Below are 15,613 nucleotides of genomic sequence, written 5' to 3'. Positions count from 1 at the left end.
GGGGCCCGGATCGCACGGCGGGGCCTATCATGGGGGAACATCGACGAGGGGGTCAGCCGTGCGGGCAACTTTGACCAGTTTGGCAGGAGCAGTGCTGGCTATCGGGCTGCTCAGTAGCTGCTCGGCGCCGGGGGAGAGCCCGACCCCCGACGGACAGGCGCCGACGACTGCGTCCGCTGCAAGCGAGCCAGCGGCCACAGGTGAGCCGGCCCCATCACCGGCCACCGACACCGCGACCGCGGAACCCACAACACCTGAGCCCACGCCGGGCGAGGGGCCGCCGTGTGACGCGGACAGGTGTTTCAGCGTGGCCGCCACCGGTGACTTGCTGATCCACCCCGGACTGTGGGAGCAGGCCGCCGCCGACGGGGAGGCGGCCGGCACGGGGGACCTCGACTTCGAGCCGCTGCTCGCGGGGCAGCGCGGGTATCTGGACCGGGCCGATCTGGGAATCTGCCACATGGAAACGCCGGTGGCGTTACCAGAGGGCCCGTTCAGCGGCTACCCCCAGTTCAATGTTCCCCCGCAGATCCTCGACGCTGCCCGCGACGTCGGCTACGACGCCTGCACCACCGCGAGCAACCACACGATCGACGCCGGAACCGAGGGGCTGAACCGCACCCTCGACGTCCTGGACGGACTGGGCCTGGAACACACTGGCTCCTACGCCGATGAGGAGTCTTCAGGTGACGTCATGATCCTTGAGACCCCCGCGGCACGGGTGGCGGTGATCCAGGCGACCTATGGCCTGAACGGGCTGATCCCCGAGCAGCCGTGGCAGGTGGACCTCATCGACGCCGCTGTGATGACTGAGAAGGCCAGGCAGGCCAGGGACGAAGGCGCCGACGTCGTCATCGCTGTCATCCACGCAGGCGATGAATACGCGACAGTGCCCAACGCACAGCAGGTGGAGGTGGCCCACGCCCTCGCCGACAGTGGGGAGGTCGACTTCATCTACGGCCACCACACCCATTCGGTGCTGCCGATCGAGAAGTACAACGACACCTGGATTGTCTACGGCCTGGGCAACGGCGTCAGTGAACTGTCCCCAACCTACGCGGTGAACAACGAGGGCCTGATGGTGAGGGCCCAGTTCGCCCAGGACGACGGCGGCGACTGGACGGTCAGCGACCTCGCCTGGGTGCCCTCCATCATCGTCGCCGACCCGTACCGCTGGTGCGCGCTGGCCCCGGACCAGCCCGCCGGGACCTGCACTGCTGCCGACCGTGAGGCGGAGGTCAGCGGACGGATCGCGCAGGTGGTCGACACGTTCGGCGCTGTCGACGACGGCGCCCACCTCTGGGACCTCAGCGACGACCAGTGAGCGGTACGGCTGGGGATAGCCAGCCCGGAGCCGGGGGGCTTTCCCTAGCGGGGGCGGGCCCCCGCATGGCGGCGCGCCAGGTCAGCGAGGCTGTCGTCGAGGTCCGCTGGCTCGAATGCGCCGAACTTACGCTCGGCGGCCTTCCTCAGCAGGAAGTCGGCAATGGCCGGGTTCTTCGGCAGCAGCGAGCCGTGCAGGTAGCTCGCGACAACATTCAGGTGGCGTGCGCCCTCGTGGCCGTCCTGGGAGTTGTTGCCGGCACCCTTGGTGACCGTACCCAGTGGACGGACGCCGGGACCCAGCCGGGTCTGGCCACTGTGGTTCTCGTACCCGTGGATCTCGCCGAACTCCTCGCTGTCCGCGACCACGTTCCCGATCAGGCGCTCATTGGTGCCGTGGGTTTCCAGATCGAGAATCCCGATGCCGGGGATGACCGTGCCGTCGTGGGTCTTGAAGAAGTTGCCGAACAGCTGGTAAAGCCCGCAGATGACGAGCATCGGCAGGCCATCCTCGGCGAGTTCCCGCAGCTTCGGAGCGATGGCCTGCAGATCCTGCTGGATGACCAGCTGGCCGCTGTCCTGCCCGCCGCCCCCGATGATCAGGTCAATGTCTTCGGGAAAGGTGTCCCCGGCGCTGTGCTCAAGGATGTTCGCCGTGTACCCGTGCCAGGCCAGCCGCTGTTTCAGCACCAGGACGTTGCCCCAGTCGCCATAGATGTTCATTTCGCGGGGGTAGAGCTGCAGGATGTTCAGGGTGCCTTTGGACATCAGGAAACCACCTCGACTGTCGTGATCTTGGAGAGGTCCCGGCGGACCGCGAGCATCGCGGTGTAGGTGCAGAAAATCCGCTTGGGCTGGTCATGGGTGGCGCTGATGAACGCCTTCAACGCCGCGGTCGTGTCGGGTTCGACGGCGCGGACGTCGACGTCGTCGTACTTGAGCCGCAGCGCCATGTCATAGGCCCGGACACCGCTAACCATGTCCACCCCGGCCAGTCCGAGGGAATCGAAGTCGACGTCCCAGAGCCAGGACATGTCCCGGCCGTCGGCGTAGTTGTCGTTGATGGCGATCATGGTGGCGTACCCGGCGGCGTCGAAGGACTTCAGCCCGAGCCGGAACCCGCTCGGGTTCTTCACCAGCACCAGTTCGAGCGGCTTGCCGTCCACCACGAGGGATTCACCGCGGCCGAAGGCGGGCTCGACGGTGGCGAGGGAGGCGAACAGGGCGGCACGGTTGATGGCCCCGCCGAGAACGGTACGCGCCATGGCCAGCGCCGCGGCCGCATTGAAGATGTTGTAGACCCCGCGGAGCCGCAGGTCGACGCTCGTCGATTCGCCGTCGGTCAGGAACATTGCCGTGTTCCCATCGACGTGTTCGAGGATCACATCGGCGGGGAGGCTCGACGGGGGAGCGACACCGATATCCCCGCGCAGCTCGTCGTCGTTGGGAAAGGTGCTGCGCAGCGACGCGTCGAGCCCGAAGTAGGTGATCTCGGCGTCGTGGACTGTCGACGCGATCCCGGCGACGCGGGGGTCCTCACGGTTGAGCACCACTGTACCGGTGGTCTTCGCGGCGATCTGTTCCAGGAGACGGGTGGTCTGGTCGATTTCGCCGAAACGGTCCAGCTGATCGCGCAACACGTTCAGCAGCAGGCAGTGGGTGGGCGGGACCAGTTTCACGAAGTGGACCGCGTGCGCCTCGTCGAGCTCGAGGACCGCGATGTCGGCCTTGAGCCGGCCCCGCCAGTTCACCTCGCCGAGCAGCGCGGCGGCCACTCCGCGGGTGAAGTTGCTGCCGGTGCGGTTGGTGAAGACGGTCAGGCCCTGGCCCTGGAGGAGTTCCACGACCATCTTGGTGGTGGTGGTCTTCCCGTTGGTTCCGCTGATGACCACCACACCGTGGGGCAGGCCGGTCAGGGCGCGGCCCATGAACCCCGGATCGATCTTCTCGACGACCAGGCCCGGCAGCGCCGAGCCTCCGCCACGCAACCGCGAAATGCGGCGCACGGCCTTACCGACCAGCACACTGAAGGGAAACATGGAACCTAACTTATCGCAGTCCGGGCTCCGGTTTATCGCTGGCTGGCCCGCCCAACCTAGAATGGATCAATGACCACTTACCCCGTACCCGCCCCCTCCGGCGTGCATGTTGGCGTGCTGGCTGTCCAGGGTGACGTGCGGGAACACATCCGCACCATCGAGTCCCTCGGCGGGCGGGCCAGCGCGATTCGCCGGCCCGGCGAGCTGGCCGGGATCGACGGCCTCATCATCCCGGGCGGCGAATCGACGGCGATCGACAAGCTCACCCGGGCCTTTGACCTGGCCGGACCGCTGCAGGAACTCATCGCGTCGGGGCTCCCGGTCTACGGATCCTGCGCCGGGATGATCATGCTCGCCGATGCCATCGCCGACCCCGCCACCGACCTGCAGGGCAGGCCACAGCAGACGCTGGGCGGTCTCGACATCGTCGTCCGCCGGAACGCTTTCGGCCGCCAGCGGGACTCCTTCGAAACGGATCTCGAGTTTGCCGGCCTGGCGCCGTCGTCGTCGGGGGAGGTGCCGCCGGTGCGGGCCGTGTTCATCCGTGCGCCCTGGGTGGAGCGGGTCGGGGAGTCGGTCGAGGTGCTTGCGCAGGTACCGGCGCAGGCTGTTGCCAGTGACGCGCCGCAGCCGGATGCGGGCCGGGTCGCTAGGATTGTTGCGGTGCGGTCGGGGAACCTGCTCGCCACCAGCTTTCATCCCGAGGTAACCGGGGAGCGGCGGATACACGAATTGTTTATGCAGATGATCGTAAGGAGAACGGTAGATCATGTCGGGGCACTCTAAATGGGCAACCACCAAACACAAGAAGGCCGCGATTGATGCGAAGCGGGCCAAATCCTTTGCCAAGCTGATCAAGAACATCGAGGTGGCCGCGCGAGCTGGCGGCGCCGACATGGCCGGTAACCCCGGCCTGGAACTCGCCGTGCAGAAGGCCAAGAAGACCTCTGTGCCGATCGACAACATCAACCGCGCCGTGAAGCGCGGCGCCGGGCTGCTTGGCGACGCCGTCGAATACCAGACCATCATGTATGAGGCCCGCGGGCCGCAGGGTTCGGCACTGCTGATCGAGTGCCTCACCGACAACAAGAACCGTGCCGCCTCGGAGGTCCGCCTGGGTGTCACCCGCAACGGTGGCTCGATGGCCGACCCGGGGTCGGTGTCCTACCTGTTCACCCGTAAGGGTGTGGTCACCCTCCCGGCCAACGAGCTCACTGAGGATGACCTGCTGCTCGCCGTGCTCGACGCCGGCGCCGAGGAAGTCAAGGAAACCGGCGGGCGTTTCGAGGTCATCTCTGAACCGCAGGACCTCCGGGCCGTCGTCGCCGGCCTTGAGGAGGCCGGAATCGACTACTACACCGACGAGGCCGAGTTTGTGCCCTCCATGCAGGTGGAACTCGACGCCGACGGCGCGCGCAAGTTCATCCGCCTGGTCGACGCGCTCGAAGACCTGGACGACGTCCAGAACGTATATTCCAACGCCGACCTCTCCGACGAGGTACTGGCCGAGCTGGACGGCGACGACTAAGCCCAGTGGCTACCCTTCCCCTCCAGCCCCCTCACCGCCGGGCCATCCGATGACCCTGCGCGTGATGGGGGTGGACCCGGGCCTGACCCGCTGTGGCCTGGCGGTGGTCGACATCGAGCCCAACCGGCGGTCATCGCTCGTCGCCGTGGGGGTGGTCGGCACACCGGCGGGCCAGGACCTCGACCAGCGGCTGCTCGTCATCTCCGACGCCGTCGATGAGTGGCTCGACACCCATTCACCCGACGTGCTCGCCGTCGAACGGGTGTTCAGCCAGCTCAACGTGAGCACGGTGATGGGCACCGCCCAGGCATCAGGGGTGGTGATCGTCGCCGCCGCACGCCGCGGCATCCCGGTAGCCCTCCACACGCCCACCGAGGTGAAAGCCGCCGTCACCGGCAACGGCCAGTCCGACAAGGTAGCGGTCACCAAGATGGTCACCAAGATTCTGCGGCTGGACACGGCGCCCAAGCCGGCCGACGCCGCCGACGCCCTCGCCCTGACCATCACCCACGCCTGGCGGCAGGGTGTTGCAGCGAACCGGGCCTCGGCCAGCGGTGGCACCGCCACGGCGGCCCAGCGGATCTGGGCTGAGGCCGAAGCCAAGGCCCGACGACGGCGCTAGCCCCGCCGTACACCGTCGTTAACGGTGTGGCGCACGGGTCAACGAGCGTTGATACCGGTACGCTGTTCGTAGATATGTTCGGATAGAAATTTTGGAGTAGCTCGCATGATCAGTTCCCTCCGCGGCACGGTTGCCCACGTTGGCCTCAACTCGGCAGTGCTGGATGTCAATGGGTTCGGCATGCAGATCCTGGCCACCCCGCAGACCCTCGCCACCCTGCGTACGGGGCAGGAGGCGCAGGTCTTCACCGCGATGATTGTCCGTGAGGACTCGATGACCCTGTTCGGGTTCGAGGAGGCCGACCAGCGCGAGGTGTTTGAGACCCTGCTTGGCGTCAGCGGCGTCGGCCCCCGCCTGGCCCTCGCCGTCCTGGCCGTGCATACCCCCGAGGCCATCCGGGTGGCTGCCTCCTCCGGAGATGACAAGGCGTTCAGCAAGGTACCGGGAATCGGCCCGAAGGGCGCCCGGCGAATCGTGCTCGAACTGGCGGACAAACTCGTTCCCCTCGGCACTACCGGTGGAACCCCGAAGAACGCCTGGCAGGGTCAGGTGCTGACGGCGATGATGGGTCTGGGCTGGTCCGAGAAGGATGCGGGCGTCGCCATTGATGCAGCGACCGCAGAGGCGCCCGAGATAGCCGCCACCGGCGACGTGGGAGCCATCCTGAAGCTCACGCTTCGCCGTCTCGGCCAGGACGGCGCCCGAGCCTCCGCCCGGAGCCGGGTGAGCTGATGGCGCGCGACGACGCAGCAGCGGGGGAGGAGACCCCAGTGGTTTCACCCGCCGGCGACCCCGAGGACCGGGCGGTTGAGGCTGCGCTCCGGCCCAAGAACCTCGACGACTTTGTGGGCCAGCAGCGGGTCCGCCGTCAGCTGTCCCTGGTGCTGGAGGCATCCCGGCTTCGCGGCCGGACGGCCGACCACGTCCTGCTCTCGGGCCCCCCGGGGCTGGGCAAGACCACCCTCGCCATGATCATCGCCGCCGAAATGAACGCACCACTGCGGATCAGTTCCGGACCGGCGATCCAGCATGCCGGTGATCTTGCCGCCATCCTCTCCTCCCTCACCGACGGCGAAGTCCTCTTCCTCGACGAGATCCACCGGATGTCCCGACCGGCGGAGGAAATGCTCTACATGGCGATGGAGGACTTCAGGGTCGACATCATCGTCGGCAAGGGGCCCGGGGCGACGGCCATCCCGCTGGACCTGCCGCCCTTCACCCTGGTCGGCGCCACCACCCGCGCCGGGCTGCTGCCCGGACCGCTGCGCGACCGGTTCGGTTTCACCGGGCACCTGGAGTTCTACTCGACCGAGGAACTTGAGCTGGTGCTCCGTCGGTCGGCCATGCTCATGGATATGAAGGTCAATTCGGCGGCGTTCTCCGAGATCGCCGGCCGGTCCCGCGGGACCCCCCGTATCGCGAACCGGCTGCTGCGCCGGGTCCGTGACTGGGCGCTCGTCCACGGGGTGGACCTGATCGACGCCCGCTGCGCCGGGGCAGCCCTGGACATGTACGAGGTCGACGCGAAGGGCCTGGACCGCCTGGACCGGGCCGTACTGACTGCCCTGATCACCAAGTTCAACGGCGGCCCGGTGGGACTATCCACCCTGGCCATCGCCGTCGGCGAGGAACCCGAGACGGTGGAGACGGTCGCAGAACCCTACCTGGTCCGGGAGGGGATGCTGGGGCGCACGCCCCGCGGACGGATCGCCACCCGGGCCGCCTGGGACCATCTGGGCCTCGTCATGCCAGCCACCGTCGCAGCCGCGATGCCGGACGATCTCTTCGCCGTCCTGTCCGAGGAAACACTCTCCGATGACACCCTCGTTGGTGGCAACGGTGAGATAACGGAATGGGTCAATACCGACTGATAGGCGAGCCGCAAGGACGCGGACAATCCCGTTTCCCTTTACACTGATATGACGTGCGGCACGTCAGGTGCGTGCGGATCCCAAGATATAGAAACGGAATTACTCTGTGTTCTCAACCTTATTAGCCCAGACTGCCGCCCCAGAGCAAGGCTTTGATATTTTCAGCCTTCTTTTGCCGCTGGCGCTCGGAGCATTGATCTTCATGATGTTCCGGAGGCAGCGGAAGACCCAGAAGACCATCAAGGAACAGCGCACCCAGATGGTTCCCGGCACCGAAGTAATGACCAACTTCGGCCTGTTCGGCACTGTGCTCTCCCTCGATGTGGAGAACAACAAGGCGGTGCTGGAGCTCGGCCCCGGCGCCACCGCCACCGTGCACATGCAGACCCTCACCAAGGTGGTCCAGCCTGAGCCCGCCGAGGACGACGACGATACCCCAGCCGTTCCCGACGACGCCTCATCGCTGACCAGCCCCACCGCCGACAGCCCTGTCACCGATACCCGGACCGCCACCGTCGACGGCCAGGACCAGCCGAGCAAGGACGGGGTACTCCCCGCCGAGTCCGGTACGGAGCGTCTCGACGCCCGTGCGGACGACGATCTCCGTCTGGACTATGACAGCAAGCGGGACAACACCCGGGACAACAAGGACAACTAGCGCCGGGTGGGGCGGCCGGGATCCGGTGACAGCCCCACCCCCACCAGCAGTACACAGCGCGCTCTTTCGATAAAAGGAAATTCCACATGCCTCGTACCGGCCCAGGCACGGCAGCGAAACGGACACTCGTTTGGCTCGGCGTTATGTTTGCATTACTCGCAGTTCTCCTGGGCAGCGGGTCCATCTGGGGCACCGCGAGCTGGAGCCCCAAGCTGGCTCTCGACCTGGAGGGTGGCACCCAGATGATCCTGGCACCGCAGGTCCAGGGTGGCAGCGACTCCATCACGGAAGAGCAGCTGGACCAGGCGGTGGAAATCATCCGGCAGCGTGTGGACGGCAGCGGCGTGGCCGAAGCCGAGATCAACACCCAGTCCGGCCGCAACGTGATCGTGTCTCTCCCCGGCATCCCCGACGCTGAAACCCGCGAGCTCATCCAGGCCTCGGCGCAGATGGAATTCCGTCCGGTGCTGTTCGGCGGCCCGGGCCAGGCGCCCGCCGCCGAGGAGCCCACCCCCGAGGAGGAGCTCCCGACACCGACCGCCGAGCCCACTGACGCGAGCGATCCGAACTGGATCACCGCCGACATCTTCTCCGAGTTCGAGGCCCTGGACTGCACCTCTCCCGAGGCGCTTGAACCAGCCGAAGAGCCCGCACCTGCTGATCAGCCGATGGTGGCCTGCGAGCCGAACACGCAGGGTAAATACATCCTTGGTCCCGTCGAAGTACCTGGAACGGACATCGACTCCGCGGACTTCGGCATGCAGCGCGGCGCTCAGGGTCAGTCGCTGAACACCTGGGCCGTCAACATCCAGTTCAACGCCGAGGGCAGCGAGACCTTCCGCGAGGTGACCGAACGGCTATTCGCCTTCGGACAGGGAGACCCCCGGAACCAGTTCGCCATCGTGCTGGACGGCACGATCATCTCGGCTCCGACCACCAACGCGGTCATTCCCGACGGTCGCCCCTCGATCAGCGGCAGCTTCACCGAGGAATCCGCCGCAGCCCTGGCCGAGCAGCTGAAGTACGGCGCACTGCCGATCAGCTTCGAGATCCAGAGCGAGCAGCAGATCTCCGCAACCCTGGGCGCGGACCAGCTGCGCCTGGGCCTCATCGCCGGTGTCATCGGCCTCATCCTGGTCGCAGGCTATTCGCTGCTGCAGTACCGGATGCTCGGCCTGGTCACCATCACCTCCCTCGTCGTCGCCGGCCTGCTGACCTACCTGGCCATCTGCATCCTCGGCTGGACCGAAAACTACCGGCTTTCCCTTGCCGGTGTCGCCGGCCTGATCGTCGCCATCGGGCAGACCGCCGACTCCTTCATCGTCTACTTCGAGCGAATCCGCGACGAGCTCCGGGACGGTCGGGGGCTGGTCTCAGCCGTCGAGAACGGGTGGCGCCGGGCCAAGAGCACAGTGCTGGCATCAAAGGCCGTCAGCCTCCTCGCCGCCGTCGTGCTGTACTTCGTGGCCGTCGGCAACGTTCGCGGGTTCGCTTTCACCCTCGGGCTGACAGCGATCGCCGACCTCATTGTGGTCTTCCTCTTCACCCACCCCGTTATGCGCCTCCTGGCGATGACCAAATTCTTCGGCGAGGGGCACCGCTTCTCCGGCGTCGACCCGAAGAAGCTGGGCGTCATGCCCCTGTACCGCGGTGCCGGACGCATCCGGATGCCCTCCGCAACACCGGAGTCGGCCGCACCGCGCACCAAGAACAAAGCTGTGTCAGGTGAAATCGCCCGCCGCACGACCATTGCCGAACGGCGGCTGGCTGAACAAAAAGCCCACGCCGCGCGCAGCAATGGTACCGATCAGGAGGAAAAGTAAATGCGGGGCAATAGTTTCGCCAGGTTCGGCAACGACCTCTATTCGGGCAAACGCTCCTACCCCTTCGTAGGGAAGCGCAATCTGTGGTTCACCATTGCGGCTGTTGCCGTCCTGGTCTCGATCATCATTCCGATCGTCAAGGGCGGGTTCAACCTGGGGATCGACTTCCGTGGCGGGTCCGAGTTCACTGTCTCCAGCGTTGAGAACACTGACATCACGCTCGGCGAGCAGGCGGTCACCAGCGTGGTCCCCGACGCAGTCCCGAGTGTCACCAATATCGCCCCGCAGACCATGCGGATCCAGACCGAGCGGCTGTCCGACGACGAGACGCTCAGCGTCCGCGATGCACTGATCAGCGCCTACGACGTCACCGCGGAAGAGGTGACCACCAACTTCGTTGGACCGACCTGGGGCGAGGACGTCAGCCGGCAGGCACTGATCGGCCTGGTGGTCTTCATCGGGTTGGCGGCCATCCTGATGGCCCTGTACTTCAGGACCTGGAAGATGTCAGCGGCAGCACTGATCGGCCTGGTGGTGGTGATGACCGTGACGGCCGGGCTGTATTCCCTCAGCGACTTCGAGGTCACGCCGTCGGCGATGATCGGCTTCCTGACGGTGCTGAGCTACGCGCTGTACGACACGGTGGTGGTCTTCGACAAGATCAAGGAGAATACCGCCGACCTCGATGTGTCGACGAAGCGGACCTTCAGTGAACAGGTGAATCTGGCGGTCAACCAGACCCTCGTGCGATCCATCAATACGTCGGTTGTCGCTGTGCTTCCTGTTGCGTCGATCCTCTTCATCGGTGCGCTGCTCCTGGGCGCCGGTACCCTGCGGGACCTGTCGCTGGCGCTGTTCATCGGCATTATCATCGGCACCATCGGCACCCTGTTCATTGCCGCACCAATGTACGCGTGGCTACGGATGCGGGAGCCCGACATCAAACGGCAGGAAAAGCGAGTGCTCCACCGCCGGTCGGTGGAGGCTGCGGACGCCGTCGCCACCACCTGATTTTCAGCAACTGAAGGAAGTGTCCCGGACCCGGAGTGGTCCGGGACACTTCCATTTCTGGCACGTGGTAGTACGCCTGTGGAGAACCGTTTCAGCACGGTTTGGTTTGCACGTCTAGACTTAAATGTGCATGCCGAAGAACAAGCATGGTGTAATTCTTTTCAGCCGTTTCACGGTTGAGGAATCGGGGTAGTACGTGGCAGATGCCAGTGGTCCAGCAGAGCGGCCCGACACTGATGGCAGTGTGGAGCGCGCCGGTTCAACCACGCGCCCATCGACTGCCCAGCTCGCACAGGTTCCCACCCCACCCGTGGCAGCATCCCCGGTCCGGACCCGTGACGTGGCGGTTGCCTCGTCAGGATCCGCGCCGTCGGCTGCCAGTGCTGACCACAGCGGATTGCCGGAGCGGAAGGTCAGGACCAGGTCCCGGCTGGCCCGCCTGACCGGCAGGGCGTCGAGCGGATACTCTCCGGTGCTCGAACCATTGCTGCGCACCGTCCGGGCGAACAACCCCAAAGAGGACCTTGACCTCATCCAGCGGGCCTACCTCGTCGCCGAACACAGCCACGAGGGACAGAAGCGCAAGAGCGGTGACCCCTACATCACCCACCCGGTGGCCGTCGCAACCATCCTTGCCGAATTGGGCATGACGGGTACCACCCTCGCCGCTGCCCTGCTGCACGACACGGTCGAGGACACGGCGTGCACCCTTGACGACATCAAACGGGACTTCGGTCCCGAAGTGGCGATGCTCGTTGACGGCGTCACCAAGCTCGACAAGGTGTCGTTCGGCGATGCGGCCCAGGCGGAGACGGTCCGCAAGATGGTCGTGGCCATGGCGAAGGACATCCGGGTCCTGGTGATCAAGCTCGCCGACCGGCTCCACAACGCGAGGACCTGGCGTTTCGTTTCACCGGAGTCCTCGGCACGGAAGGCCCGCGAAACTCTCGAGATCTTTGCGCCCCTGGCACACCGCCTGGGCATGAACACGATCAAGTGGGAGCTGGAGGACCTGTCCTTCGCGGCACTGCACCCGAAGGTGTACGAAGAGATCGTCAGGATGGTCGGCGACCGCACCCCGGAGCGGGAAAAGCACCTGGCCGTGGTGCGCAGCCAGATCGGCGAGGACCTGAAGTCGGTCAAGATCAAGGCCACGATCACCGGCCGGCCCAAGCACTACTACTCGATCTACCAAAAGATGATTGTCCGCGGCAAGGACTTCGACGACATCCATGACCTGATGGGTATCCGGGTGCTCGTGGACAGCGTCAGGGACTGCTACGCCACCCTGGGCCAGCTCCACGCCCGCTGGAATCCGCTGCCCGGCCGGTTCAAAGACTACATAGCGATGCCCAAGTTCAACATGTACCAGTCGCTGCACACCACGGTGATTGGGCCGGGTGGGCGTCCGGTGGAGATCCAGATCCGCACCCACGACATGCACCGCCGCGCCGAGTATGGCGTCGCCGCCCACTGGAAGTACAAGGGTAACGGCGCGAAGGGCGGGGATGGCCCGGACAACAGCGATATGGGGTGGCTGCGCAGTCTCGTCGACTGGCAGCAGGAGACCTCCGATCCTGACGAGTTCCTCGATTCGCTGCGGTTCGAGATCAATGCCCGCGAGGTATTCGTGTTCACCCCCAAGGGCGAGGTGATGGCGTTGCCCGCCGGGTCGACACCGGTCGACTTCGCCTATGCGGTGCACACCGAGGTGGGGCACCGGACCATCGGTGCCCGGGTCAACGGCAAACTCATCCCGCTGAACAGCGAACTCAATCACGGTGACTGGGTGGAGATTTTCACCTCGAAGGCTGAAGGTGCCGGACCCAGCCAGGACTGGCAGGGGTTCGTCAAGAGCCCCCGGGCGCGGAACAAGATCAGGCAGTGGTTCACCAAGGAGCGCCGCGAGGAAGCCATTGAGAAGGGCAAGGAGTTGCTCACCCGCGCCATGCGGAAGCAGAACCTGCCGCTGCAGCGGATGATGACCCACGACGCCCTGATGGCAGTGGCGCAGGACCTGCGGCACGCCGACATTGCCGCGCTGTATGCCGCCGTCGGGGATGGGCACTCCTCGGCCCAGAACGTGATCGAGCACCTTGTGGCCCTGATGGGTGGGAACGAGGGAGCCGAAGAGAGCATCGCGGAGACCGCTGTCGCCACCAGCCCCCGCCGTCCCAAGTTCTCCGACTCCGGGGTGACTGTTCGCGGCGTAGGCGACGTGTGGGTGAAGATCGCCCGCTGTTGCACGCCCGTCCCGCCGGACCCGATCATTGGCTTTGTTACCCGCGGTTCGGGGGTGTCTGTTCACCGCAATGACTGCCGGAACGTCGAGGAGCTCCGAGACCAGCCGGACCGCATCGTCGAGGTCGAGTGGGCCCCCACCCAGTCCAGCGTGTTCCTGGTGGAAATCCAGGTCGAGGCGCTGGACCGGAAGAGCCTGCTCTCCGATGTCACCCGGGTCCTCTCGGAGAACCACGTGAACATTCTCGCGGCGAGCGTCAACACGTCGACGGACCGGGTGGCAATGTCCCGGTTTGCTTTCGAAATGGGCGACCCGAAGTACCTGACCCACATTCTCAACGCCGTCCGACGGATCGACGGCGTGTTTGACGTGTACCGGACCACCGGGGCGCAACGCCGCCTTTAGGCCGGGCGCGCGGCGTCCACCTGATGCATCGCTGACTGCATCCGGGCCAGTGCCCGGTTTTTCCCGGGGACGCGGCGTGCGGCTTCGATAGCTGTCACCACCAACCGCAGGTCGCAGTTGAGCCCTGGCAGGGTGGCCAGCCGGACGAGTGTGGGAACCGTCCACGCGTCGTCCCCGTGGACCGCAATATCCAGTGCGGTCCGGAGTGGGGAGGTCACCCCCACACCGCCGATCAGCCGCACATCACAGGGCCCCAGCGCCACCTGATGCATGAGGGCGTCGCTGAAGGGCGGCAGCGCGGTGGTTCGGCGCCGGTGGTCTGTCACCAGGATGACAGTGGCAGGCAGGGCCGAGCAACCGTAAACCCAGGCGGCACTCTGGCGGGCCAGAACCACCTTGGACCGTAGCGGTCCCGGGACACACAGTATTGCGGACTGCGCTCTGGAGGCCGGGTCGAGGCGATGGTCGGCGCGGGCATACGACTGACCACACACCCGGTGCACCAGGCCGTCGATGCGCATGGCCTGTAACTCCGCGCTACTGAAGATATCGTCGGCGCGGAAGAGCACGCCACCGGTCGAGTTCACCGGCACCCCGGACTCCGGTCCGGGGGCGGTGCCAAGCTGCGCGAACGCCATGGACCCAAGCATCCCGAACGGCCCGGCAATACGAAAGCCCCGACCCCCGGATGTGGATAACTCGGGGGTCGGGGCAATCGTCAGAACGGTCTAGGAGAAGTCCTGCGCCGACTTGCGCAGCATCTCCATCCACTGCTGGCGGGCGGCGAGTGCTTCCTTGGCGGCAGCGATACGCCTGGCGTCGCCCGCCTTCTCCGCCGCGTCCAGGTCCTCCTGGAGTGCTGCGATGGTCGACTCAAGCTGGCTCAGGGCACTGTTGGTGCGGGCCTGGGTCTCAGGGTTGGTCCGCTCCCAGTGGGCGTCGTCGGCGGCCTTGACCGCGTCCTCCACTTCCCGGATGCCGGCTTCGATCCGGCCCATGTCTGCGCGTGGCACCTTGCCAGCTTCTTCCCACCGGTCGCGGATCGACTGGAGAGTCTTCTTGGCTGCCGCAAGATTCTTGATGGGCAACAGCTGGCGCGCCTCAACGAGCAGCGCCTCCTTGACCACGAGGTTAGCTCCGTATTCCTCGTCAATCGCCTCGTTGGTTGCCTTCCGGGCGGTGAAGAATTTGTCCTGGGCGGCACGGAACCGTGCCCACAGGGCGTCGTCGTCCTTGCGGCTGGCCCGTTTGGAAGCCTTCCACTCGTCCATGAGCCTGCGGTACTCGCCGGCGGTGTGGCCCCAGTCGGTGGAGGTGGACAGCGCCTCTGCCTGCTGGATGAGTGATTCCTTGGCCTGCTTGGCCGACGCGTTGTCGGTGTCCAGCTGGGAGAAGTAGGCGCGGCGGTGGCGGTCGAAGATGGTGCGTGCCGCGCGGAAGCGCTTCCAGAGCCCGTCCTCGGTACCGCGACCCAACCGGACGCCGTTCTTCTGCGCGGCCTTCCAGGTCTCGAACAGCTCGTTCATCCGGGTGCTGCTGGCTTTCCACTGCACAGTGGACGGATCGCGGCCGGCGATTTCCTCGGCTTCCGCGACGATCGCCTCACGGGCAGCCAGCTCGGCTGCCTTCACGGCGTCCTGTTCGGCCTTTTCGGCGGCTTCCAGTTCGGCGATCAGGCCGGTCAGCGCATCGAGGCGTGCTTCGAGGGCCAGCACGTCGCCGACAATCTTCTTCTCGGCGACCTGTTCCCGCAGGTGGTCCGCGGTCTTCTGCATGTCGGACGAGGGGGCCTTGGCATGCACTCGCTGCTCAAGCAGCGCGATCTGGCTGGCGACGTCGTCGTACTTGCGCACGAAGTAGGCGAGGGCTTCATCCTTCGACGCGTCGGGGTACTGGCCGACGGCGTGCTCCTCGCCGTTGACGATCAGGAACACGTGGCCGTCGTCCTCGACGCGGGCAAATTTGGCGGCCTCGCTCAGGGGAGTGCTGTGCGACGGCGGAGCGGCGACCGCTGCGCTGGGCTTCCCGCCAGGCTTCGCGCCCGAACGCTGCGCCATCGCAGCGGGGCTCGGGGTGGCACTGGGGTGGGGG

General features: G+C 66.1%; 15 protein-coding genes. 10 read left to right on the top strand and 5 right to left on the bottom strand.

All coding sequences use genetic code 11. The annotated features are described in order from the left end of the window. Positions 1 to 27: 27 nt before the first annotated feature. Entirely contained in the window at positions 28 to 318 is a 291-nt protein-coding gene (locus tag HMI57_RS19610) for a hypothetical protein (protein WP_346655240.1), read from the bottom strand. Between HMI57_RS19610 and HMI57_RS15695 the strand changes: the two genes are divergently transcribed. Beyond that, positions 308 to 1,324, top strand: coding sequence for a CapA family protein (locus tag HMI57_RS15695; protein WP_346655239.1), 1,017 nt, complete (start codon positions 308 to 310; stop codon positions 1,322 to 1,324). The genes HMI57_RS19610 and HMI57_RS15695 overlap by 11 nt on opposite strands. A 44-nt stretch (positions 1,325 to 1,368) precedes the next feature. On the opposite strand, the gene HMI57_RS15690 is transcribed toward HMI57_RS15695, so the two are convergent. Then, positions 1,369 to 2,091: a glutamine amidotransferase gene (locus HMI57_RS15690; protein WP_171586946.1), complete on the bottom strand. Its 723-nt coding sequence runs from the start codon at positions 2,089 to 2,091 to the stop codon at positions 1,369 to 1,371. Then, positions 2,091 to 3,362: a Mur ligase family protein gene (locus HMI57_RS15685; protein WP_171586945.1), complete on the bottom strand. Its 1,272-nt coding sequence runs from the start codon at positions 3,360 to 3,362 to the stop codon at positions 2,091 to 2,093. Before HMI57_RS15685 ends, HMI57_RS15690 begins: the two co-directional genes overlap by 1 nt. Before the next feature lie 69 nt (positions 3,363 to 3,431). Between HMI57_RS15685 and pdxT the strand changes: the two genes are divergently transcribed. The 9 genes from pdxT to HMI57_RS15640 all read left to right on the top strand — a co-directional run bounded on the left by pdxT (position 3,432) and on the right by HMI57_RS15640 (position 13,522). Further along, entirely contained in the window at positions 3,432 to 4,148 is a 717-nt protein-coding gene (gene pdxT, locus HMI57_RS15680; protein ID WP_171586944.1) for a pyridoxal 5'-phosphate synthase glutaminase subunit PdxT, read from the top strand. Beyond that, on the top strand, positions 4,132 to 4,890 hold the full coding sequence (locus tag HMI57_RS15675) for a YebC/PmpR family DNA-binding transcriptional regulator (RefSeq protein WP_171586943.1): 759 nt from the start codon (positions 4,132 to 4,134) through the stop codon (positions 4,888 to 4,890). The genes pdxT and HMI57_RS15675 overlap by 17 nt, the downstream gene beginning before the upstream one ends. A gap of 49 nt (positions 4,891 to 4,939) precedes the next feature. Next, entirely contained in the window at positions 4,940 to 5,512 is a 573-nt protein-coding gene (gene ruvC / locus HMI57_RS15670; RefSeq protein ID WP_171586942.1) for a crossover junction endodeoxyribonuclease RuvC, read from the top strand. A gap of 105 nt (positions 5,513 to 5,617) precedes the next feature. After that, the gene (gene ruvA, locus HMI57_RS15665) at positions 5,618 to 6,244 is read left to right on the top strand and encodes a Holliday junction branch migration protein RuvA (protein ID WP_171586941.1); all 627 of its coding nucleotides are present in this window, start codon (positions 5,618 to 5,620) and stop codon (positions 6,242 to 6,244) included. Beyond that, entirely contained in the window at positions 6,244 to 7,383 is a 1,140-nt protein-coding gene (gene ruvB / locus HMI57_RS15660; protein ID WP_171586940.1) for a Holliday junction branch migration DNA helicase RuvB, read from the top strand. Before ruvA ends, ruvB begins: the two co-directional genes overlap by 1 nt. Positions 7,384 to 7,489: 106 nt before the next feature. Then, on the top strand, positions 7,490 to 8,041 hold the full coding sequence (locus tag HMI57_RS15655) for a preprotein translocase subunit YajC (RefSeq protein WP_346655238.1): 552 nt from the start codon (positions 7,490 to 7,492) through the stop codon (positions 8,039 to 8,041). A gap of 86 nt (positions 8,042 to 8,127) precedes the next feature. Further along, entirely contained in the window at positions 8,128 to 9,864 is a 1,737-nt protein-coding gene (gene secD, locus HMI57_RS15650) for a protein translocase subunit SecD (RefSeq protein WP_171586938.1), read from the top strand. Beyond that, complete coding sequence (gene secF / locus HMI57_RS15645) at positions 9,865 to 10,875, top strand: protein translocase subunit SecF (RefSeq protein WP_171586937.1); 1,011 nt, start codon at positions 9,865 to 9,867, stop codon at positions 10,873 to 10,875. It begins immediately after the preceding gene. Positions 10,876 to 11,272: 397 nt separating this feature from the next. Further along, a complete protein-coding gene (locus HMI57_RS15640) occupies positions 11,273 to 13,522 on the top strand; it encodes a bifunctional (p)ppGpp synthetase/guanosine-3',5'-bis(diphosphate) 3'-pyrophosphohydrolase (RefSeq protein WP_171587009.1) in 2,250 nt (749 codons plus the stop codon). Here HMI57_RS15640 and HMI57_RS15635 read toward each other — a convergent pair. Further along, complete coding sequence (locus tag HMI57_RS15635; RefSeq protein WP_171586936.1) at positions 13,519 to 14,160, bottom strand: hypothetical protein; 642 nt, start codon at positions 14,158 to 14,160, stop codon at positions 13,519 to 13,521. The two genes, HMI57_RS15640 and HMI57_RS15635, sit on opposite strands and share 4 nt — an antisense overlap. Before the next feature lie 90 nt (positions 14,161 to 14,250). Further along, the coding region (locus tag HMI57_RS15630) for a DUF349 domain-containing protein (RefSeq protein ID WP_171586935.1) at positions 14,251 to 15,613 on the bottom strand (1,363 nt) is incomplete at its 5' end.

The sequence above is a fragment of the Arthrobacter sp. 260 genome, from assembly GCF_013116745.1.
Taxonomy (GTDB): domain Bacteria; phylum Actinomycetota; class Actinomycetes; order Actinomycetales; family Micrococcaceae; genus Arthrobacter_D.
The sequence above is the reverse complement of the archived record's forward strand: the minus strand, read 5'-3'. Positions and strand labels throughout refer to the sequence as shown.